18 protein-coding genes are annotated in these 20,455 nt (G+C 70.7%); 13 read left to right on the top strand and 5 right to left on the bottom strand.

The window, feature by feature from the left end; all coding sequences use genetic code 11:
* Window positions 1-23 precede the first annotated feature (23 nt).
* The gene (locus ACFOYY_RS36245) at window positions 24-1,562 is read right to left on the bottom strand and encodes an MFS transporter (protein WP_362779360.1); all 1,539 of its coding nucleotides are present in this window, start codon (window positions 1,560-1,562) and stop codon (window positions 24-26) included.
* Window positions 1,563-1,731: 169 nt separating this feature from the next.
* Here ACFOYY_RS36245 and ACFOYY_RS36250 point away from each other — a divergent pair, with 169 nt between their 5' ends.
* Window positions 1,732-2,100, top strand: a complete 369-nt coding sequence (locus tag ACFOYY_RS36250; protein ID WP_352014228.1) for a YciI family protein — start codon at window positions 1,732-1,734, stop codon at window positions 2,098-2,100.
* Window positions 2,101-2,138: 38 nt separating this feature from the next.
* Complete coding sequence (locus tag ACFOYY_RS36255) at window positions 2,139-3,389, top strand: RNA polymerase sigma factor (protein ID WP_386195754.1); 1,251 nt, start codon at window positions 2,139-2,141, stop codon at window positions 3,387-3,389.
* Here ACFOYY_RS36255 and ACFOYY_RS36260 read toward each other — a convergent pair.
* On the bottom strand, window positions 3,386-4,198 hold the full coding sequence (locus ACFOYY_RS36260; protein WP_386195756.1) for an alpha/beta fold hydrolase: 813 nt from the start codon (window positions 4,196-4,198) through the stop codon (window positions 3,386-3,388). The two genes, ACFOYY_RS36255 and ACFOYY_RS36260, sit on opposite strands and share 4 nt — an antisense overlap.
* Window positions 4,199-4,369: 171 nt before the next feature.
* On the opposite strand from ACFOYY_RS36260, the gene ACFOYY_RS36265 reads away from it, so the two are divergent.
* Window positions 4,370-5,035, top strand: a complete 666-nt coding sequence (locus ACFOYY_RS36265) for a TetR/AcrR family transcriptional regulator (RefSeq protein WP_386195758.1) — start codon at window positions 4,370-4,372, stop codon at window positions 5,033-5,035.
* A gap of 65 nt (window positions 5,036-5,100) precedes the next feature.
* On the opposite strand, the gene ACFOYY_RS36270 is transcribed toward ACFOYY_RS36265, so the two are convergent.
* Window positions 5,101-5,607, bottom strand: coding sequence for a DinB family protein (locus tag ACFOYY_RS36270; protein WP_352014232.1), 507 nt, complete (start codon window positions 5,605-5,607; stop codon window positions 5,101-5,103).
* Between the two features lie 160 nt (window positions 5,608-5,767).
* Between ACFOYY_RS36270 and ACFOYY_RS36275 the strand changes: the two genes are divergently transcribed.
* The 3 genes from ACFOYY_RS36275 (at window position 5,768) to ACFOYY_RS36285 (ending at window position 8,541) form a co-directional block, all read left to right on the top strand.
* Window positions 5,768-6,313 carry a DUF4262 domain-containing protein gene (locus ACFOYY_RS36275; RefSeq protein ID WP_386195760.1) on the top strand — a complete coding sequence of 182 codons (546 nt, stop codon included), beginning with the start codon at window positions 5,768-5,770 and terminating at the stop codon, window positions 6,311-6,313.
* Window positions 6,289-6,543, top strand: coding sequence for a hypothetical protein (locus tag ACFOYY_RS36280; RefSeq protein WP_386195762.1), 255 nt, complete (start codon window positions 6,289-6,291; stop codon window positions 6,541-6,543). The genes ACFOYY_RS36275 and ACFOYY_RS36280 overlap by 25 nt, the downstream gene beginning before the upstream one ends.
* A gap of 132 nt (window positions 6,544-6,675) precedes the next feature.
* On the top strand, window positions 6,676-8,541 hold the full coding sequence (locus ACFOYY_RS36285) for a CASTOR/POLLUX-related putative ion channel (protein WP_386195764.1): 1,866 nt from the start codon (window positions 6,676-6,678) through the stop codon (window positions 8,539-8,541).
* A gap of 467 nt (window positions 8,542-9,008) precedes the next feature.
* Here ACFOYY_RS36285 and ACFOYY_RS36290 read toward each other — a convergent pair whose 3' ends face one another.
* On the bottom strand, window positions 9,009-10,670 hold the full coding sequence (locus ACFOYY_RS36290; protein WP_386195765.1) for an alpha-amylase family protein: 1,662 nt from the start codon (window positions 10,668-10,670) through the stop codon (window positions 9,009-9,011).
* 107 nt (window positions 10,671-10,777) lie between these two features.
* Between ACFOYY_RS36290 and ACFOYY_RS36295 the strand changes: the two genes are divergently transcribed.
* The 7 genes from ACFOYY_RS36295 (at window position 10,778) to ACFOYY_RS36325 (ending at window position 18,784) form a co-directional block, all read left to right on the top strand.
* Window positions 10,778-11,185 carry a hypothetical protein gene (locus tag ACFOYY_RS36295; RefSeq protein WP_386195767.1) on the top strand — a complete coding sequence of 136 codons (408 nt, stop codon included), beginning with the start codon at window positions 10,778-10,780 and terminating at the stop codon, window positions 11,183-11,185.
* 309 nt (window positions 11,186-11,494) lie between these two features.
* Complete coding sequence (gene secD / locus ACFOYY_RS36300) at window positions 11,495-13,762, top strand: protein translocase subunit SecD (protein ID WP_386195769.1); 2,268 nt, start codon at window positions 11,495-11,497, stop codon at window positions 13,760-13,762.
* A 124-nt stretch (window positions 13,763-13,886) separates the two neighbouring features.
* Window positions 13,887-14,087, top strand: a complete 201-nt coding sequence (locus tag ACFOYY_RS36305; protein WP_352014239.1) for an EF-hand domain-containing protein — start codon at window positions 13,887-13,889, stop codon at window positions 14,085-14,087.
* 596 nt (window positions 14,088-14,683) lie between these two features.
* Window positions 14,684-15,799, top strand: a complete 1,116-nt coding sequence (locus ACFOYY_RS36310; RefSeq protein ID WP_352014240.1) for an aminotransferase class I/II-fold pyridoxal phosphate-dependent enzyme — start codon at window positions 14,684-14,686, stop codon at window positions 15,797-15,799.
* Complete coding sequence (locus tag ACFOYY_RS36315) at window positions 15,796-16,857, top strand: cupin domain-containing protein (protein ID WP_352014241.1); 1,062 nt, start codon at window positions 15,796-15,798, stop codon at window positions 16,855-16,857. The genes ACFOYY_RS36310 and ACFOYY_RS36315 overlap by 4 nt, the downstream gene beginning before the upstream one ends.
* Window positions 16,854-18,374, top strand: coding sequence for a tRNA ligase subunit PheS family protein (locus ACFOYY_RS36320; RefSeq protein ID WP_386195772.1), 1,521 nt, complete (start codon window positions 16,854-16,856; stop codon window positions 18,372-18,374). Before ACFOYY_RS36315 ends, ACFOYY_RS36320 begins: the two co-directional genes overlap by 4 nt.
* The gene (locus ACFOYY_RS36325) at window positions 18,371-18,784 is read left to right on the top strand and encodes a nuclear transport factor 2 family protein (protein WP_352014243.1); all 414 of its coding nucleotides are present in this window, start codon (window positions 18,371-18,373) and stop codon (window positions 18,782-18,784) included. The genes ACFOYY_RS36320 and ACFOYY_RS36325 overlap by 4 nt, the downstream gene beginning before the upstream one ends.
* 96 nt (window positions 18,785-18,880) lie before the next feature.
* Here the strand turns inward: ACFOYY_RS36325 and ACFOYY_RS36330 are convergent, their stop codons facing one another.
* The gene (locus ACFOYY_RS36330; RefSeq protein WP_386195774.1) at window positions 18,881-20,254 is read right to left on the bottom strand and encodes a hypothetical protein; all 1,374 of its coding nucleotides are present in this window, start codon (window positions 20,252-20,254) and stop codon (window positions 18,881-18,883) included.
* Window positions 20,255-20,455 lie beyond the last annotated feature (201 nt).

The raw sequence follows: 20,455 nt of genomic DNA on the forward strand, positions 1-20,455 counted from the left end.
CGGACCGGGGACTCGGGGCGTGGTCAGCTCTGCTCACCGCCCGCCCTGCGGAAGAAGACCGCGGCCAGAACGGCGAAGAGACCGAAGATGACGGTGGAGAGCACACCGGCCGCGTTGAGGCCCGCGGTGAAGGCGCCGTGCGCCTGCCGCAACAGTTCGCCGGCCTGGTCGGCGGGCAGGCTCGCCGCGACGGAGGAGGCCCCCGCGACGGTCTCGCGGGCGGTTTCCGCCGCCGCCGCGGGCACCCCTTCGGGGACGGCCCCGGTCATCTGGTGCTGGTAGACGGCCGCCCCGATCGTGCCGAGCAGGGCCAGACCGAGCGCGCCACCGAGGAAGTTCGCGGTCTCCGACATGGCCGCCGCTGAGCCCGCGCGCTCGGGCGGGACCGAACCGACGACCAGCCCGGTGCCGATCGTGAAGAGCGGCCCGGTGCCCACCGCCAGGATCGCGATGCCGATCACGACCGGCACCGGCCCCCACGTCGAGTTCACCACGATCAGTACGGCGGCGCCGAGCGTGGAGACCGCCAGGCCACCGGCGATGGCGACGCTGGGCTTGAGGGACTTGGTGAAGGCCGGGGTGACCATCGTGCCGACCGCGACCGCAAGGCCCATCGGCGCGAACCACAGGGCCGAGACCAGCGGGGAGTAGCCGAGCACGCTCTGCAGGAACTGGGTGACCAGCAGGCCGACACCGGCCATCACGATCCCGGCTAGCGAGAGCGCGAGCACGACCAGGGCGAACGAGCGCCGGGTGAACAGGCGCAGGTCGAGCAGGGGGTTCTCCAGGCGGAGCTGGCGGCGGACGAAGACGATCGCGAACACCAGGCCGACCAGGATCGCCACGACGGACACGGTGGCCGTGCCGTTCCCGGTGGCGAGGGTCTTGATCCCGTACACGATCGGCAGGATCGCCAGCATGGACAGCAGGACGCTGGTGAGGTCGAGCCGTCCGGCCTGCGGCGGGCGGAACTCCGGCAGCACCAGCGGCCCGGCGATGAGCACGACCACCATGATCGGCAGGGCCATCAGGAACACCGACCCCCACCAGAAGTGGTCGAGCAGGATGCCGCCGACCACCGGGCCGAGCGCGGCGCCGGTGAAGTTGCAGGTGGCCCACACGGCGATGGCCTTGCCACGCTCCTGGCCGTCGCGGAACATGTTGGTGATCAGGGCCAGGGTGGACGGCATCACCGTCGCGCCCGCGATGCCCAGCACCGTCCTGGCCGCGATCAGCACCGTCGGGTTGGGCGCGTAGGCGCTGGCCAGCGAGGCGATCGCGAAGAACACCGCCCCGGTCAGCAGCAACTTGCGCCGCCCGATCCGGTCGCCGAGCGTGCCCATCGTGATCACCAGTCCGGCGACCATGAACCCGTAGGCGTCGGTGATCCACAGCTGTTCGACGCTGTCGGCGCCCAGCTCGGCGGTCAGCCTCGGCAACGCCAGGAACAGCACGTTCATGTCCAGCGCGACCAGCAGCGTGGGCAGCGCCAGCACCGCCAGCCCCATCCAGGTGCGCCTTGTCGCCTTTGGCTCGGTCTCCTCCGTATTACTGACGGACATATTGGGCTCCTCTTCGTGGATGCGTCCCGTTGGTGAGGAGGTGACAGATAGGGTTACCTCTCACTGAGAGGTCGGAACGGGTTCTCAGATCTTGCGCCGGGGAGTCAAGAATTCGACGCCGTCTCCGACCTCACCGTGGAAAGCCGGTACGGGCCGAGAGGAGAACCCCGTGAAGTTCCTGCTGATCATGCACATGAACCCCGAGATCTGGGACTCGCTGACCGAGGAGGAACGCAAGGAGATCATGAACGGCCACCAGCCGTTCATCAAAGCGGTCGAGGAGTCCGGCGAGCTGGTCGGTCACCAGGTGCTCGAAGGTCCCTCGACCAGCGCCGTCGTCCGGGTGAACGGCGGTGTCCCGGTGGTCTCCGACGGCCCCTACCTGGAGACCAAGGAGTATCTCGCGGGCTTCTACATGATCGACTGCGAGAGCAGGGAGCGCGCGTTCGAACTGGCCGCGATGATCCCGGACGCCTCCGTACCCGGCATCGGCATCGAGGTCCGGCCCATCATGTTCTCTGCGGGAAGCCCGGTGTGACACTGGAGGCCGGACAGCCCTGAGGTGAGCGGAGGGGCATGACAGCCGCGAACGGATTCGAGGACTTGCTGCGCTCGCTCGCGCCGCAGGTTCTCGGCACGCTCGCCCGCAGGTACGACGACTTCGGGCTCTGCGAGGACGCCGTCCAGGAGGCGCTGCTGGCCGCGGCGCAGCAGTGGCCGGTCGAAGGGGTCCCCGACAACCCGCGCGGGTGGATGACGACCGTCGCCTCCCGCCGCCTGGTCGACCTGCTCCGCGCCGAGCAGGCCAGGCGCCGCCGCGAGGCCACCGTCGCGGCGCAGCTCCCCGAGGTCGTACCGGGGCCCGACGAGCACTCGTGGGGTGACCGGGACGACACCCTGACCCTGCTGTTCCTGTGCTGCCACCCCGCGCTGACCCCGGGCTCCCAGGTGGCGCTGACCCTGCGCGCGGTCGGCGGGCTCACCGCCGCGGAGATCGCCCGTGCCTTTCTCGTCCCCGAGGCGACCATGGCGCCCCGCATCAGCCGGGCCAAGCAGCGCATCAGGGCCGCGGGCGCGCGTTTCGAGGAGCCGCCGGAGCACGAGCGGGCCGAACGGCTGCGCGTGGTCCTCCAGGTGCTCTATCTGATCTTCAACGAGGGTTACACCGCCACCTGCGGCCCCGACCTGCACCGGACCGACCTGACCCGCGAGGCCGTACGGCTGACGCGCGCGGTGCTGCGGCGGCTTCCCGAAGACGGGGAGGTGGCCGGGCTGCTGGCGCTCATGCTGCTGACCGAGGCGCGGCGACCCGCGAGGACCGGTGCCGACGGCGCGTTGATTCCCCTGGCCGAGCAGGACAGGTCTCGCTGGGACGCCGCCGCGATCGCGGAGGGCACGGCGCTGGTCACCGGGGCCATGTCGCGCTCCGGTCTGGGCCCGTACCAGCTCCAGGCCGCCATCGCGGCCGTGCACGCCGAGGCGGCCGACCCCGAGGACACCGACTGGACGCAGATCGCGATCCTCTACAAGATCCTCGAACGGCTCACGCCCAACCCGATGGTCACGCTCAACCGGGCCGTCGCCGTCGCCATGACCGAGGGACCGAGGGCCGGTCTGCTGCTCCTTGAGGAGTTGGAGGGCGACGACCGGATGGCCAGGCACCATCGTTTCCGCGCGGTGCGCGCCCACCTGCTGGAGATGGCCGACGACCCGCGCGCGGCCCACGAGGAGTACCTCCTGGCCGCCCGGCACACGGCCAGCATCCCCGAGCAGCGCTACCTGCGCTCGAAGGCCGAACGCCTCGGGGGGCTGACCCCGGGACCCTAGGCCAGGGAGCCGAGGAACCCGCGGACGGCCGCGGTGAAGCCCTCGGGGTCGCCGGCGTAGACGAAGTGGTCGGTGGCCAGTTCGGCGAGGCGGGTGTTCGGACGGCGGTCGATCATGGCCTGGACCTGGTCGGCGGGGATGACGCTGCCCTTCGTGCCCCGGATAACGAGGGCGGGGCAGGTGGTGGCGAGCCAGGCGGCCCAGTGGTCACCCCGGTTGAGCTCCTCGGAGGCGAGCATGTCCTGGGGGTGGAAGGGCAGGCGCCAGGTGCCGTCGGGGTTCTCCCGCAGGGTCTTGGTGAAGTAGGGGGCGGCCTCGCCGAGCGCCTCGACCAGCCCCTCACGGGTGGGCGCCTGGTAAGGCAGGCTTTCCAGGAACGCCAGCGGGTTGGGCTCCCCGTCGATGCCGAGGACGACCGGCGCGTCCGCGTTGACGAGGGCGGTGACCCGCTCGGGGTGACGGGCGGCGAGGTGGTAGGCGTTGATGCCGCCCAGTGAGTGGCCCATCACCACCACCCGGTCGAGGCCGAGGTGGTCGAGCAGGGCGAGGATGTCGGCCAGGTAGCCCTCGCGGGAGTAGTCGACGGCCCGGCCGGACTCGCCGTGTCCCCGCTGGTCGGGTGCGATGACCCGCCACTCGGGAGCCAGCCCGGCGGCGACGGCGGCGAAGCTCGTTCCCTCCGACAGGTGCCCGTGCAGGGCGAGCAGCGGACGCCCCGGCCCGCCGAAGTCGACGTAGGACAGGCGGCGGCCCGCGATGTCCAGCCCCGCCCGCACCGGGGCCACCGTCGGCGCGATGACATGGTTCATGGTTCTCTCCTCAACTCGGCTTCCGTACGGCTTCGCGAGCGGGTGCCGGTACGGCCCGCTCTCTCGCCTGTCATGAAGATACCGGCGATTTGGGCATTTGCGCAATGCGTATGCCTAAGGCATTTGCGCAAGAGAGCGTGGCGCCGTGAACAGGGCGAGTAGCATCCCGCTATGGGAAATCGCGAGGACCTGCTCGCCGGGGCGAGGCGCTGCCTGGAGGAGAAGGGGTGGGCGCGAACGACCGTGCGCGACATCGCGGCGGCGGCCGGGGTGAGCATGGCGGCCATCGGCTACCACTTCGGCTCGCGGGAGGCGCTGCTGAACGCGGCGCTCATCCAGGCGATCGACGAGTGGGGCCTGGAGACCGGGCAGACGGCCTCCGCCGTCTACGACGACCTCACCGCGACCCCCGAGGAGCGGTACGAGGCCCTGTGGACACGGCTGTCGAAGTCGTTCGGCACCCACAGGAAGCTGTGGGCGGCCAGCGTCGAGGCGCTGGTGCAGGCCGAGCACTCACCGGAGTTGCGGAGGTATCTCGCCGACGGCCAGCGGGAGGGCCGCCGGGGGCTGGCCTCGATCTTGCTGGGAGTGGAGGAGGACGCGCTCCAGGAGGGCACGACGCGCACCCTCGGCTCGGTGCAGCTGGCCCTGCTGTCCGGCGTGATGATGCAGTGGCTGGCCGACCCGGAGCAGGCGCCGACCGGAGCCGAGATCCTGGAGGGGCTGCGGACCCTCGTGGGGCTCTTCGAGGCCACCGAGGCCGGGGCCCGGCAGGGGGCGGCTCCGAAGGGCCCGGAGGGCGGCGTGCCGTGCGGTGAAGGTGTGTCCTCAGACTGAGCCGGGCGGCCCACCGGGCAGGTGGACCGCCGCCGAAAGCGCCCGGGCACGGGACCCGCGGGGGGTCAGCCCATGCTCTTGGCGCCGTCGAGGGACTCGCGGATGATGTCGGCGTGACCCGCGTGCTGGGAGGTCTCGGCGATGAGGTGGAGCAGGACCCGGCGCACCGACCTGCGCGCGTTCGGCGGGAACCACGGGGCCTGCGGCAGGGGATACGAGACGTCCAGGTCGAGTGTCGCGACCAGCTCGTCGGTCGTGCGGGCGACCTCCTCGTAGGCGGCGAGCAGGCTTTCGAGCGTCTCGCCGTCGAGCATGCGGAACTGGCCGGTCCAGTCGGTCTCGTTCATCGTCATCGCCTCGGGGTCACCGGTCGCGAAGCGCATCCAGCGGGCCTCGACGTTCGCCACGTGCTTGATGAGCCCGCCCAGGCACAGCTCGCTCACGGTGGTGCGCGTCGCGGCCTGCTCGTCGGTGAGGCCGTCGACCGTGCCTCGCAGGAAGGCCCGGTGCGCGCTCAGCGTCTCCAGCAGGTCGGCGCGCTCACCGGTGAGGGTGTCGTTGTGGGTCGTCACGGCGTGGGCCCTTCGGGTCGTCCAGCGGGGCCCGGCGGGAACCCTGCTCCGACAGATTAGGGGCCGCCACCGACAGTTTCGCGAGGCCGGGACACCCCCACACGCAACCTTGGCAAGCCCCTCAAATGCGGCAGACCACCTGACCACTACGCTCAGAGGCATGTTCGACCGGCTCATCTGCCAATGTCCGCTCTGCGCCGCGCACGACGAGGAACTCGACGAGTTCGACCGCGGCACCGTACGGAGGGTCGAGCGTGACGGGTGGGCCGTGGTCATGGTCCCCGAGGACGAGGACGGCCCCGGGTGGGCGTTCACCGTCGGGCTGTGGCACACCTTCAGGTCGCCGGAGGCGGCCATGTTCGGGCTGGACGTCGAGGTGATGCGCCGCTGCCTGAACACCCTCGCCGACCGGGTCGCGGCCGGTCACCTGATGGCGGACGGCCAGGAGCGGGACGACGTCATCAGGAACTACCCGGTCGTCACGCGTACGGTCGACCACAGCTGGTACCGCTCGCTGTTCGGTGTGGCGCTGCGTTTCTACCGCAGGCCCCCGCTGTCCTTCATGGAGGTCGTCTGGCCGGACAGGGTGGGCCTGTTCCCCTGGGACGCCCAGGCGACGCCCCGGCTGCGTGACCTGCAGCCCTCGCTGTGGCTGCCCAGGGACGACCATCCCCCGGGGCCGTGGACGAAGCTCACGACCGGTTGAGGGACGCGCCCCGCGTGGTCAGGGCGAGTTCACCCGCCGGCTCCGAGCCCGGCACGGTCGTGCGCACCGGCAGGCCGGAGCCGGTCCTCGACGGCCGGCTCGGCCGGACGTTCGAGGCCGTCGGCGCGCTCTCGGCCGAGGACGGCGCCGGCCTGATCGCCTGTGCGACGAGCCGTCCCCGGCACGTCGACCTGCGGCGGATCGTCGTGCTGCCGGCCCGGCGGCCGTAAAGCTCCGGCTCCGCCCCGGCACGGCACGAGAAACACGGAAAACGCGCTATATTTCATGAATTTGCGAACACCAGAGCGACATGCAACTTTTGTGCGATTGTTGGTCCGGTGTTCACCTACGGGGAGGGGTCCGTGTCAAGGCCGACGGTCCGGGAGCGGTTACGGTACTGGTTCGACAACACCATGTCGCGGGGCACGGTGGCGTTGATCGGCTGGCTGGCCCTCATCTCGCTGGGGCTGATCGTGCTGGTCAGCCTGCTCAGCCTGTGGCTGACTCCCAAGGACGCCGCGCGCAACAGCGGTCTGCCCGGCATGCTGTGGGTCTCGCTGATGCGCACGCTGAGTCCCGGCAAGGTCGCCAGCGACACCGGAAGCATCCTGTTCGTCGCCCTGATGTTCATCGCCTCCATGGGTGGCCTGTTCATCGTCAGCGCCCTGGTCGGCGTGCTCTCCAACGGGCTCAAGACCAAGTTCGAGCAGCTGCGTGAGGGCAGGTCCCGGATCATCGAGAACGGCCACATCGTGGTCCTCGGCTGGTCCGAGCAGGTCTTCACGATCGTCACCGAGCTGATCCAGGCGCACGCGAGCGGCAGGGGGTCGGTCATCACGGTCCTCGCCGACCGGGACAAGTCCCGGATGGAGGACGAGATCCGCCGTCACGTGGGGGACCTCGGCAGGACCAAGCTGGTCTGCAGGACCGGGCGGCCGACCGAGCCCACCGACCTCGACCTGATGAACCTCGACGCCGCCCGCTCGGTGGTCGTCCTGTCCCCTCAGGGCGACGACCCGGACGCGCACGTCATCAAGACGCTGCTCGCGCTGGCCAAGCGGGCGGGCGACCACCCTCCCGTGGTCGCCGCGATCGCCCGCACCGCGAACATGGCCGCCGCCCGGCTCGCGGGCGGCCCCGACGTCCACCTGGTTGACTCCGACGACACCGCCTCCCGGCTCATCGTGCAGTCGTCGAGGCAGTCGGGCATGTCGGTCGTCTGCATGGACCTGCTCAACTTCGACGCCGGAGAGATCTACCTGCGTTCCGACCCCGACCTCACCGGCCTGACGTACGGCCAGGCGCTCCCGGCCTACCGGACGGCCACGGTCATCGGGCTGCGGGGCCCCGGCGGCGTCATGCTGAACCCGCCGGCGGACACGGTGATCACGGCGCGGGACGAGGTCATCGTGATCGCCCAGGACGACTCGCTGATCCACCTCGCCGAGGGCGGCGCCGAGGCCGACGAGGAGGCGATCGTCGAGGCCCCGCACGTCAGGCCCGGCCCCGAGCGGACGCTCGTGCTCAACTGGAACGGCAGGGGCCGCCAGGTCGTCCACTACCTCGACGGCTACGTGGCACCCGGTTCCGCGCTGGACATCGCATCCGACCATCCGGACGCCGCGGTCCCCTTCGAGGGGCTGGCCAACCTGACGGTCAACGCCAAGGAGTGCGAGACCACCGACCGCTACGCGCTCGAATCGCTGGGCCTGGGCGTCTACCAGCACGTGATCGTGCTCTCCGACGACCGCTACCCCGCCGAGCACGCCGACACCCGCACCCTGATGACGCTGTTGCAGCTGAGGGACATGCAGACCGCGCTCGGCGAGCGGTACTCGATCGTCAGCGAGATGCACGACGAGAACAACCGGAGCCTGGCCGAGGTCACCGAGGCCGACGACATCGTGATCAGCGACACGGTCATCGGCCTGCTGCTCGCCCAGCTCGCCGAGAACCGGCACCTGGCGGAGGTGTTCGGCTACCTTTTCGACTCCAGGGGGTCGGAGATCTACCCGCGCCCGGCGACCCGGTACGTCCGTAGGGACACGCCGGTCGGCTTCGCCACGGTGATCGAGTCGGCCAGACGCCGGGGTGAGACGGCGATCGGCTACCGGCTGGCGGAGCGGGCGAACGAGGCGCCGCACTTCGGCGTCGTCCTCAACCCCGACAAGTCCCGCCCGGTCACCCTCGGGGAGGGTGACTCGGTGATCGTCCTGGCCGAACGCTGAGGCGTCCCCGCCTGGCCGTGGCGTGGTTGAGCGTCCTGGCCGGGAGCCGAGGTCGTCCTCGGCTCCCCGTGGGCGCCCGGCGCCCGGCCAGGACCGCCGCCGTCATGGCCGGCGGCATGACGAGCGGGGAGAGGTGCGGAGGGGTCGCGGCGACCCCGCCGGTGATCCGATTCAGGCGAATCCAGTGGTCGTTCAGCGGCTTTCCCGAACTTACGGTCATAAAAGCTGATATGCGGAACGGGCACCGGGCCGCCGGGGAGATCGACGGTCAGGCAGTGATCATGAAGGCCAGGCCCAGCAGGACGACGACGGGGATCAGCCACACCACGGCTTCGACGGCGAACTCCTTGTACACGGTCAATTTCTCCCTTTAAGTCCCACTAAATCCATAAATCTGGCCATGCGAAGCATATGCGGTCCCACGGGTGGCCCCGCACCCGGCCCACGACGGCCACCTCCCGCAGCGGTCAGCTCCCCTTGGCCGAGGCGTCCTCAAGGGGCTCGTCGGGCGCCGACACACGCAGCCAGCGCGTGCCGTACGGCTCAAGCGTGAAGCTCACCCTCCCGTCGGGGGGCAGGTCGAGCGTGCCGTCGACCAGCAGGTCGGTCAGCACCTGCCCCTCGTCCAGGCCGTCCAGGACGAACTCGGCCCTCGCCTCGCGGTCGGCGAAGTTGTGAACGGCGACCACGGTGCCGCCCTCGGCGTCGGCCCGGTGGACCAGCACCGCCTCGTCCGCCGTCTCCAGGACCCGGTAGGCGCCCCAGGCCAGCTCCGGAGACTCCCGGTAACGCTCGATCAGCAGGGTGATCCAGCGCAGCAGCGAGTCGGGGTCGCGGCGCTGGGTCTCGACGTTGACCTCACGCGGGCCGTACGGCCCGGCCGGGGTGGAGACGGGGGTCCGCTCGGCGACGGGTGAGAACCCTCCCGAGGCCGTCCACTGCATGGGGACCCTGACCGCCATCCGGCCCTCCCCCTCCGGGTTCTCACCGAGGCCGATCTCCTCACCGTAGAAGAGCACCGGCGTGCCGGGCAGGGAGAACAGCACGCTGTAGGCCAGCGCGAGCCGCCGCCGGTCGCCGTCGAGCATCGGTGGCAGGCGCCGCCGTACCCCCCGGCCGAAGACCTGCATGTCCTTCTCGGGGGCGAAGGCGTCGAAGACCTCCTGGCGCTCGGCGTCGGTGAGCTTGTCCAGGGTCAGTTCGTCGTGGTTGCGGATGAAGGTGGCCCACTGGCAGTCCTTCGGCGGGGCGGGCCGTTCGCGCAGGGCCTCGGCCAGGGCGGCGGGACGACCCCGGGCCATCGACAGGTGCAGCCGCTGCATCCCGATGAAGTCGAAGCACATGGTGACCTCGTTGCCGTTGCCGTCACCGAAGTAGGCCATCAGGTCCGGGTAGGGCAGGTTGACCTCGCCCAGCAGGATCGCGCCGCCGTCGCGGCGGTTCATGAAGGCGCGCAGGTCCGCCAGGAAGGAGTGCGGGTCGCCGCCGGCCCCCTCGATCAGGAACGGCACCGCGTCGACCCGGAAGCCGGAGAGGCCCAGCTCCATCCAGAAGCCGAGGATGCGGGCGATCTCGTCGCGGACCTCGGGGTTGCCCACGTTCAGGTCGGGCTGGAAGCGGTAGAAGCTGTGCAGGTAGTACTGGCCACTCCCCTCGTCGAGTTCCCAGATGCTGTCCTCCTTGTCGGGGAAGACGATCGCCTTCGGGTCGAAAGGTCCTGGCTCGTCCCGCCAGACGTACCAGTCGCGCTTCGGCGAGTCCCGGCCCGACCTGGACTCCCGGAACCACGGGTGCTCGTCGGAGGTGTGGTTGACCACCAGGTCGGCGATCACCCGGATGCCCCGGTCCCTGGCGGTCCGCATGAACTCCACGAAGTCGCCGAGGGTGCCCAGGCGGGGGTCGACCGAGTAGAAGTCGGTGATGTCGTAGCCGTCGTCGCGGCCGGGGGTGGGGAAGAAGGGCATCAGCCAGATGCACGTCACCCCGAGACGGTCGAGATGGTCGATCTGCTGGGTGAGTCCCCTGAAGTCTCCGACGCCGTCGCCGTTGCCGTCCTTGTACGTCTCGACGTCGAGGCAGTAGACGACGGCGTTCTTCCACCACAGATCAGCAGTGTGGGTCAGTCGCATGCGCCCGCACTACCCGGGCTTTACCCGTTTATGGGGGTATTAAGTAGTGATCGTTCCCCTTATGGCGCCGGTACGGCTACGGTGGAGGCCGGACTGTGGAGGGGACCATGCGGCAGCTCAGGCACGGCGCGCCCTTCGGGTGGCTGCTCAGCCTGCTGTTCCCGCTGCTCGTCGCGGCCGGCCCCGGCGCCTTCCCCTCCCCGGCTTCGCTCACCGGTACGGCCGCCGCCCCCCGGCACTTCGCGATCATCGCGGAGCGGCGCCCGCTCTCCCAGGAGTCGTCGGCGGGAGAGCGCCCGCACCTCCCGGGGACCCTCACCTCCGCCCTGCTCTCGATCCTGGCCGGACCGGCGGGAAGCGGCGGTCACCCGGCCGTCGTCCCGCAGGCGGACCTCACGCCCGCCCTGCTGCCGACCGGGCCACGGCCCCGCGCCACGGGCGAGGCTCCCTTCCCATCCCCGGCACCGGGGACCGGCCCCGCCAGAGCCCCTCCGGCCACCTCCACAGGCGCCTGAGCGCCACCTGACCGCCCGGCCACACGCCGGGCGGACGACACCGTCCGGGACGTTCGGGACGGCGGAGCACCCCGGCACGTCCGGAGTGACGGCGCCGTCCGGCCCGTTCCCTGACGGTCGAACCGCCTGGGACGTCCCGGAACACCTTTCCGGGCTTCGCCGTACCCGCGAACGTCCCGGCGCGCCCGCGGATGCCCTGACGGCGCCCTGACCAGTGCCTTTGCTCATGCCCTGGTCATGCCTCAACGGCGCTCCGGCGCACCCGCGGGCCGTAACCCAAGGACTTCTTCCAAGCCTGTGGAGGCTTCCATGTCGCGTGCCCCCGTGGTGCGCGCGGTGACGGCGCTCGCCGTCATCGCCATCTCACTCTTCGTGGCGTTCACCATGACGCCACGCCTCGGTCTCGACCTGCGCGGCGGTACCCAGATCGTGCTGGAGACCAGGGACTCCCCGACCGCCAAGGCCGACGCCGAGGCCACCGACCGCACCCTTGAGGTGCTGCGGCGCAGGGCCGACGCGCTCGGTGTCGCGGACGCCCCGCTGTCGCGTTCCGGCGAGCGGCGCATCATCGTCGAACTGCCCGGTGTGCAGGACCCGGCCAGGGCCGCCGAGGTCATCGGCAAGACCGCGCAGCTGACCTTCCACGCCGTCGAGGGCATGGCGGACGAGAAGACGACTCCCGGCAAGGGCCGGCTCGTCATCCCCGACGAGGACGGCGCCAAGCTGCTCGTCGGCCCCGCCAGGCTCACCGGGGACGGCGTCAGCGGCGCCGAGGCGGGGACGGACCCGCAGAGCGGCGGCGGCTGGTTCGTCACGCTGGACTTCCGCGACAAGGGCGGCGAGGAGTGGGCGAAGCTGACCGGCGAGGCCGCCTGCAACGCCCCCGGCGACCCCAAGCGCAGGGTCGCCATCGTGCTCGACGACAAGGTCCTCATCTCTCCGCAGGTCAACGAGGGCGTCGGCTGCCGGGTCGGACTGACGGGCGGTTCGACGCAGATCACCGGCTCCTTCAGCGTCGAGGAGGCGCAGGACCTGGCCGCGCTGATCAAGGGCGGTTCGCTGCCCGTGCCCGTCGAGATCGTCGAACAGCGGACCGTCGGCCCGACGCTCGGCGCCGCGGCCATCCTGGCCAGCGCCCAGGCCGCCGTCATCGGCGTGCTGCTCACCGCGCTGTTCATCGTGGTGACCTACCGTCTGGCGGGGGCGATCGCCACCATCGCCCTGCTCTGCTACGCGTTGATCTCCTACGCCGCGCTGGTCGCGCTCGGCGCCACGCTCACCCTGCCCGGTCTGGCGGGTTTCGTGCTCGCGATCGGCATGGCCGTCGACGCGAACGTGCTGGTCTTCGAGCGCGCCAGGGAGGAGTACGCCGTCAAGCCCCGGCTGCGGCCCGCGCTCGACAAGGGCTTCCGCAACGCGTGGAGCGCGGTCGCCGACTCCAACATCACGACGCTGCTGGCCGCCGGCCTGCTGTTCTTCCTGGCCTCGGGGCCGGTGCGGGGCTTCGGCGTCACGCTGGTCATCGGCGTCGTGGCCTCGCTGTTCACCGCGATGGTCGTCACCCGGGTGCTGGCCCAGTGGGCGGTGAACCTGCCCCCGGTCGCCAGGCGGCCCAAGCTGACCGGTCTGGCGGACGTCGGCCGGGTCCGCAGATGGCTGACCGAGCGTCAGCCCGCCCTGATGCGCAGGCGGATGCCGTACTTCCTGGTCACCGCGGCGCTGATGGTCGCGGCGATCGGCGGGATCACGGTCAGGGGGCTGGACTTCGGCGTCGAGTTCACCGGCGGCAGGCTGATGGAGTACTCCACGACCAAGCCGCTGAGCGCCGACGCCGCCCGCGAACTGGTCTCCGAGGCCGGGTTCCCGAACGCGGTCGTGCAGTCCTCGGACGAGGGCGTCTCGGTGCGGACCGGCCGGATCGGCGAGGCCGAGCAGGCGCGTATCGAGACGGCGCTGGAGGGCGGGGGCGGTACGGTCACCAAGCAGCGTGACGAGCTCATCGGCCCCAGCCTGGGCGAGGAGCTGCGCAGGAACGCCATGATCGCGCTCGGTGTCGCGCTCGCCGCGCAGCTGGCCTATCTGGCCTTCCGGTTCCGCTGGACGTTCGGTCTGGCGACGGTGCTCGCCCTGGTCGTGGACGCCGCGGCCGTGATCGGCGCGTTCGCCTGGCTGGGCAAGCCGATCGACGGGGTCTTCCTGGCCTCGATGCTCACCGTGATCGGTTACTCGGTCAACGACAAGGTCGTGGTCTTCGACCGGGTCCGCGAGCTGTGGGGGGCGCGGCGCAAGGCGCCGTTCGCCGAGGTGGTCAACACCGCCATCCTGCAGACCGTGCCCCGTACGGTGAACACGGGTCTCGGCGCGCTGTTCATCCTCGGCGCGCTGGCCGTGCTCGGGGGTGACTCGCTGACCGACTTCGCGGTCGCGCTGCTGATCGGCATCGTCGTCGGCACGCTGTCCTCGGCGCTGGTCGCGGCGCCGCTGGCGATCGAGTTCGAGCGGCGTGGCAAGGCGGCGCCGCCGCGTCCCAAGGCCACGCGGAGCCGTACGAGGGAGGGGTCGGGAGCGGTCCTCTGAGCCTTCTCAGGACGCCCGGGGCGGGGCCCGCGCCGAGGTTCGGCGGGCCCCTCCTCGGGGAGGGGACGGGCCGCTAATGTGCTGGGAATCCGGTTCCCCCCGACCTCTGGAAGGCAGACACACCGTGGCGGAAGACTACGCGACGACGTTCAGGATCATCGATGTGGACGGCGACGGCCTCATCTCGGCGCCCGAGCTCGCACGGCTGATGGAGGTGCTCGGTCAGCCGCTCACCCCTCAGGGGGCGGCCGAGGCCGTGGCCAGGATCGACCAGGACGGCGACGGCCTCATCTCCCTGGAGGAATTCGCCGGATATCTCGGCTGATTTCCCCCGTTTCTCCTCATCGAGGGCCGTGGGGGCCGTGACGGCCCCCCGCCCGACCTTCCGCCATAGTCGCCGGACATTTACCACTTCAAGTGGATTTATCCGCTAATACGCCGCCTGAATAGATGAAATTCGGTGGTGCATCGGCGATATGGCAAAGCATTCGCTCCTGCCCTTGCGGGCTATTGACTCTCCATTCACGACCTAATAACTTAAAGTAGCCAATGAGCTTCATAATGTAGCGATGAGGTGAGGTTCAATGCGTCACACGGTCACGTCGTCCGCCCGCTCACGGCACGGCCCATGAGCACCGTGCCCCCGGAAACGCCCCCCTGAACGCCTTTTCCGAGCACCGTACGCACCACGAAAGACTCCCACACGCACACCCGGTTCAGCTTTCCAGCGTGAGCTGACCCCAATCCTGCGCAGCGGATCGGTCGTCCCCTCGCCGACCTCCCGCCGACTCACCGCGACAGCGCGGAGCCAGCCGGAGATTCCCAGGCATACGACCGATCGGTCTCCAGGGTCCTCCATCCGGCTTTCTCCGCAGGAGGTGAGACATGGCCGGAGGTCTCGCACGTGAAGTGATCCGGTCGATGCGACCGACGTTCCCCACGGCGCCCCGCCGGGAACGCCACGACCTGGTCAATCTGAGAGACAACGAGAATCCCTTCGGCGGACCGCACCGCCACTATCCCGACAACGGGAACGACGACCTGGTCGCCGCCTACACCCGCGCGCTCGACGTCGTCGAGCCCGTGCCCGACGGCCTCACCCGCCCCAGGTGGCGGTGGGGGCCGGAAAGCGTCCTGATCACACGAGGCGCGGCCGACGGCCTCGACCTGGTCTTCAGGACGTTCTTCGAACCCGCCTCGGACGCGGTCGCCGTGACCCCGCCCAGTTTCGCGCTCTTCGACGAACTGGCCACGGTCTACCGGATCGCCCGCCTGCCCGTCCCGTTACGGGGAGAGCGGCTCGACCGGCTCGACGTCGAGCGGCTCGCCGCACTCCCGGTCAAGGGCGTCATCCTGTGCGACCCGGGCAACCCGACCGGCACCTGCCTGGACCGACGGGACGTCCTGGCGCTCCTTGGGTCCTTCCACGGCCTGGTCGTGATCGACGAGGCCTACGTCGAGTGCTCTGGGCGTGTGTCGTACCGGCACCTGATCCCCGAGCACCCCAACCTCGTGGTCGTGCGGTCGATGTCCAAGGCGCTCGGCCTCGCGGCTCTGCGTCTCGGCGCCGTGTTCGCCCATCCCGACCTGCTCACGGCGCTGCGCAAGACGCGGCTTCCGTACGCCCTGCCGGGACCGGTGGCGGCGCGGGCCGTCGCCGAGCTGTCACGGCCGACGCGGCTGCGCGAACGGATCGCGGCGTTCACCGGGGAGCGCGACCGGCTGGCGGCCGGGCTCGCCGGATGCCCGGGAGTCGGGCGCGTCTTCGCCGAGGCGGGCTTCGTCACGGTCGAGGGGGAACACGCCCTCGCCGACGAACTCTGGCGGGCCGGCTTCGACACGCTGCCCGAGCCGATGGGCTGGCCTGGGCACGTGCGCGTCTCCGTGGGACGGCCCATGGACAACACCCGGCTGCTCGCCGTACTCAAGGGGACCGCCGGTACGGCGCAGGAGCCCTCGGTCGGTGTGAGGAAAACGACGTTCCGCATGGCACGCGGCGGGATCGCCGCGATCCGGGGGAGAGGACTCCAGGCATGAGCACCGAGACGACCACGGCGCTGTCCGTGACGACCGTCGCCCGCCACGACATCCGCGCCATCACCTCGGTCAGGATCGACGGCGACATCCACCAGCTCGGCCAGCAACGCGACTTCCGCCGCAACGACGCCCTGGCCGCTTTCCTGCCCGAGGCGGGCAGACCGTCCTTCGCCTGGGTACGGCTGCGCGACGGGGAGAGCCTGGCCGTGCACCGGCATCCGACCAAGTCCATGATCCTGGTCTGCAGCGGCTCGGTGCTGCTGCTCGGCTCCGACGAACGCGAACTGTCCGAGGGGGACGTCGTGTGTGTGCCTCCGGAGAGCGACCACGGTTTCCGCACCCGTCCCGGTGAGGAGTTCCACGGTCTGTCCGTGCAGTTCGAGGGGGCCGGTCTCTACGAGGACGGGCACACGCCGAGAGCGAGCTTCGGCGGCTCCGGGGAGGCGCTGGCCGAGCTCGAACGCCTGAACGAGACGCTGCTCCTGCGCCACCGGGGCAACGCGCTGTTCACCCTGTTCGACAGCGGCAGGCTGACCAGGGAACCCGTGCTCCGGGCGCGTTTCCTGGCCGCTCTCTACGTGTGGGCGACCTACTTCCAGCGGATGCTCCACGCCCGCCAGGCCACCTGCTCCGAGGAGCGCCTGCGCGCGGAGTACGGCGAGCACCTGCGCGAGGAGCTCGGTCACGACCGCCTGCTGCTCGAACAGTACGACGCGGGCACCGACGTCTACGACCCGATCCTCGAAGCGGCGGGAAGCTGGTTCGTCGCCCAGATGTACCAGATGGACGAGGCCCAGCGGATCGTGCTCGTGCACATGGTCGTCGAGTCGAGCGGCCACCTGTTCGGTCTCACCACCTCGGAGATCTTCCAGGAGGAGGGCGGCTACTTCGCCCTGCACGCCCAGGCGGACGACGACCACAGGAACGTCGGCAGGGCCCACCTGACGGCCCTGCCCCCCTCGGCCTTTCCCGCGCTCGCCGAGACCTGCAGGCGGGCGTGGGACCAGATGGACCTGGTCCACGAGCGCATCGCCGCCTGGACCCTGAAGGACGGATGATGATAGCCGCGACCGGGGGGCGTGTTCCCGCCCCCCACACCGGTACGGCCTCGCCGTACGTCTCCTGCGCCCCGCCCGGCGCCCGACATCCGGTGACCGTGATGTCCGAACGGATCGTGGACGTCTTCGCCGACCTGGGCTACCGGGTCGCCGACGGGCCCGAGGTGGAGGCCGAGTGGTTCGCCTTCGACGCCCTCAACATGGACAAGGGCCACTTCGCCCGCGACCGGGACCACACCTTCTACGTCGCCGACCCGTCGGACAACGGACGCGGCTGTGGCCTGGTGCTGCGGGGACACACCTCCCCGGTGCAGATCAGGCGCATGCTCTCCTCCCCTCCGCCGATCCGGATGATCTGCACCGGGCGTGTCTTCCGCCCCGACCCGCCCGACGCCACCCACAGCCCGGTCTTCACCCAGGCCGAGGGACTGGTCGTGGACCGCGGCCTGACCATGGCCGACCTGGCGGGCACGCTCGACCACTTCGCGTCGGCGGTGTTCGGCCACGGCGTGGTGACCAGGCTGCGGCCCCACTGGTTCGCCTACACCGAGCCGTCCGCCGAGATCGACGTGGTGTGCGCCGTCTGCCGCGGCGTTCCCGAACGGGCGTGCCGTACCTGCTCGGGAGCGGGATGGGTCGAGTGGGGCGGCTGCGGGATGGTCCACCCCAGGGTGCTGGCGACCTGCGGTGTCGACCCGGCCGAGTACGGCGGATTCGCCTTCGGCGTGGGTGTGGAGCGGACGTTGATGCTCAAACACGGCCTCGACGACATCCGCGCCCTCGGTGAGACGCCGCTGCCCGAGGAGCCGCCCGGTCCGTCCCGCCCCAGGACCGTCAGGCGGGCGGCCGGGAGGGCGCTGGCCTCGGCCGGATACGTCGAGACCGTGACCTCCCCCTTCGTCGGAACCGCCGCCTGGGACGCCCTCGGCCTGGCCGCCGACGACCCGCGCAGACGCACCCTCACGCTCGTCAACCCGCTCGACGCCGGCGAACCCGAGCTGCGCACCACGCTGCTGCCCGGCCTGCTGGGCGCGTTGCGCCGGGACGTCGCACGCGGCCGGACGAACCTCGGCCTGTTCGAGCAGGGCACGGTCTTCACCTCCCCGGTCCTCATGGCTCGGGCGCCCCGCGTGCCCACCGGGGCGCGGCCCGGCGAGGCCGACCTGCGGGCGCTGCGGGACCTCGTCCCCGCGCAGCCGTACCACCTGGCGGCCGCGCTGGCGGGAGAACCCCGCTGGGCTGAGCTGGTCGACGCGGCCCGCACGGTCGCGGGCGCCTCAGGAGACGGCCTGCGGCTGACCACCCGGGAGGGAGGTCCTCCGCCGTGGCTGCCCGGACGCTGTGTCGCACTGCTCGCGGGTCCGACCGTGCTCGGCCACGCCGGGCAGCTGAGTCCCGACACGGTCGGCGCCATGGACCTGCCGCCGGGAACCAGCGCCATGGAGCTCGACCTCGACATCCTCGAACGCCTCACGACCCCGAACAGCGACGATCTCAGAGAAGGTGAAAGACCGTGACCCCGGAAGAACTCGCTCACGCCTACCTTGACGGGCTCGAACGCGGCGACCTCGACGCCGTGCTCGGCCTGTACCAGGAGGGAGGGATCGTCCACTCCCCCCTGTACGGCCCCATGCCCGCGGCGGAGTTCTACCCCGCGCTGTTCGCCGACACGGGCCGCGCCAAACTGCTGCTGCTCGGCACGACACAGGGCAGGACCGTCACCGGAGCCCCGCTGGTGACCATCTGGTTCCGCTTCGACTGGACCCTGCCCTCGGGGCAGCCGGCGAACTTCGAGTGCGTCGACGTCCTCGAACTGGCCGACGACGGGCGCGTCACGGCGCTGCACATCATCTACGACACGGTGACGGCCAGACCCGCCTTCGAGGCGGAGAAGGGCGTGGGCAGCTCCTGGCGCCCGGTCTTCTGACCGGCCCCAGGGCGCTCCTCCGTTCGGTGGAAACACGAAACCCCAGTCCCACGGTTCGGGTCGTGGGCTGGGGTTTCCGCGTTCGGCCTGGGAAGGTCAGGCGATCGTCAGGTAGACCTGGCTGAAGGTTTCGGCGATCTTCTTGAGGTCGGTCGCCGTGTCCACCTCGGGGGTCGCCGGGGTGTAGACGGCGGCCATGCGACGCTGGATCGGGGCGAGCTTCTTCAACTCGTCCCAGGCGGTCAGCCGGGTGACGGTGCCCTTGGCGTCCTGGACCCGGGTCCAGACGTTCACCTGCTGGGCGGAGCCGTCCAGGACGGGCTTGGAGACCCTGGCCGCGATCTGCTCCGCGGTGACCTGGCCGACCAGGCCGGTCTCCTCGGCGGCGACCTGGCCCAGGGCGTCCCAGGCGCGGGCGCGGACCTGGATCCACTGGTTGGCCTGGGCCTGCTCCGGGGTGATCTTCCAGGCGGTGTAGCCGCCGTAGGTCAGGCCGTTGTCGAGGGAGAACTGGTCGACCCGGCCGGAGATCAGGTGCGACTCGACCCGCTCGGGGGCCAGCAGCGGGTAGCGCTTGCGCATCTCGGTCTTGCAGGCCTCGTCACCGCCGCAGGCCAGCTCGGGGACGACCGTGTGGACGCCGAGACGCTTGCCCGGCGCGGCCTGGCGCAGCGCGGCGGAGGCGGCCGTGACGAAGGCCAGCACCTCGTCGTCGGTCTTGAAGGTCGAGTTGTAGCCGAGCTGGGAGCTGAACCGGATTCCGGCGACCTCGGGGCGGGCGGCCAGGGCGGCGACCCGCTTGACAGCGGCGGAGAAGTTCTGCGCCCCCGCCTTCCAGTCGTCGGCCAGCTCGGTGTCGATCCAGACGCGCAGGCCGGTGCCCTTGGCGGTGGTGATCACCTGGCCGACGGGACCCTGCGCGGCGGCGGTGACCTCCTGCGGGGTCGGGACCGTGGCGGCCGCCTGCTGGGCGGTCTGGGCCGTGGCGTTCTGGGCGGTGTTCGCCTGGCCGGTGGGCTTGAGGCCGCTGCTCTGCTCGGGCGCGCTCTGCGTGCCGTCGCCGCCCTCCTGGTAGCCGCCGACCGCGCACTCCTGGCCCGCCTCGCACTCGGGCGCGCCGTCGGCGTCCGCGCCCTCGGGGAGCGGGGTGTTCTCGTCGCCCACGGTGCCGTCGCCCTCAAGCTGGGGGCAGGAGCTTCCCGGGGCCGAGCAGTCGATGAACTGGCCGTCGGTGGCGGTGGCGGACTTGAGGTTGGCGTTGTCGTTCGCGCTCCAGAACTTCACGATGTCGTATGCCTCGTCCGGCTTGGCCAGCCAGCGGCACACGATGAAGGCGGGGGCGTCGTCACCCATCAGATCGTTGCAGCTGCGATCGTCGTCCTGTGAGAAGGCCGCCGCAGCCGGCGCCAGCGCTCCGATGACCGCGACGGCCGCGCCGACGGCAAGAGTCCGTCGCAGGTTGATTCGCATGTCCCGAACTCCCGGTGATCCAGTCAAAACGATCGTTTCGCACCCTATACAGATCTCTGATCCCTCAACAGGCTTAGTCAGGAAATAGCCAGAAACCCGCCATATCCCAGTCAGCTCAGCTTGGCCATACCGAAATGCCATACCGACGGTCCCGTACGGCGGAGGCCGCGCGGACATCACATTGGGACACCACGGATAATC

The sequence above is a fragment of the Streptosporangium jomthongense genome (assembly GCF_042650425.1).
In the GTDB taxonomy this organism is placed as follows: Bacteria; Actinomycetota; Actinomycetes; order Streptosporangiales; family Streptosporangiaceae; genus Streptosporangium.

Coding starts and splice junctions, on each gene's coding strand:
- ACFOYY_RS36245 (WP_362779360.1), bottom strand. CDS start 1,562: ATGTCCGTCAGTAATACGGAGGAGACCGAGCCAAAGGCGACAAGGCGC.
- ACFOYY_RS36255 (WP_386195754.1), top strand. CDS start 2,139: ATGACAGCCGCGAACGGATTCGAGGACTTGCTGCGCTCGCTCGCGCCG.
- ACFOYY_RS36260 (WP_386195756.1), bottom strand. CDS start 4,198: ATGAACCATGTCATCGCGCCGACGGTGGCCCCGGTGCGGGCGGGGCTG.
- ACFOYY_RS36265 (WP_386195758.1), top strand. CDS start 4,370: ATGGGAAATCGCGAGGACCTGCTCGCCGGGGCGAGGCGCTGCCTGGAG.
- ACFOYY_RS36275 (WP_386195760.1), top strand. CDS start 5,768: ATGTTCGACCGGCTCATCTGCCAATGTCCGCTCTGCGCCGCGCACGAC.
- ACFOYY_RS36290 (WP_386195765.1), bottom strand. CDS start 10,670: ATGCGACTGACCCACACTGCTGATCTGTGGTGGAAGAACGCCGTCGTC.
- ACFOYY_RS36295 (WP_386195767.1), top strand. CDS start 10,778: ATGCGGCAGCTCAGGCACGGCGCGCCCTTCGGGTGGCTGCTCAGCCTG.
- secD (WP_386195769.1), top strand. CDS start 11,495: ATGTCGCGTGCCCCCGTGGTGCGCGCGGTGACGGCGCTCGCCGTCATC.
- ACFOYY_RS36310 (WP_352014240.1), top strand. CDS start 14,684: ATGCGACCGACGTTCCCCACGGCGCCCCGCCGGGAACGCCACGACCTG.
- ACFOYY_RS36315 (WP_352014241.1), top strand. CDS start 15,796: ATGAGCACCGAGACGACCACGGCGCTGTCCGTGACGACCGTCGCCCGC.
- ACFOYY_RS36320 (WP_386195772.1), top strand. CDS start 16,854: ATGATGATAGCCGCGACCGGGGGGCGTGTTCCCGCCCCCCACACCGGT.
- ACFOYY_RS36330 (WP_386195774.1), bottom strand. CDS start 20,254: ATGCGAATCAACCTGCGACGGACTCTTGCCGTCGGCGCGGCCGTCGCG.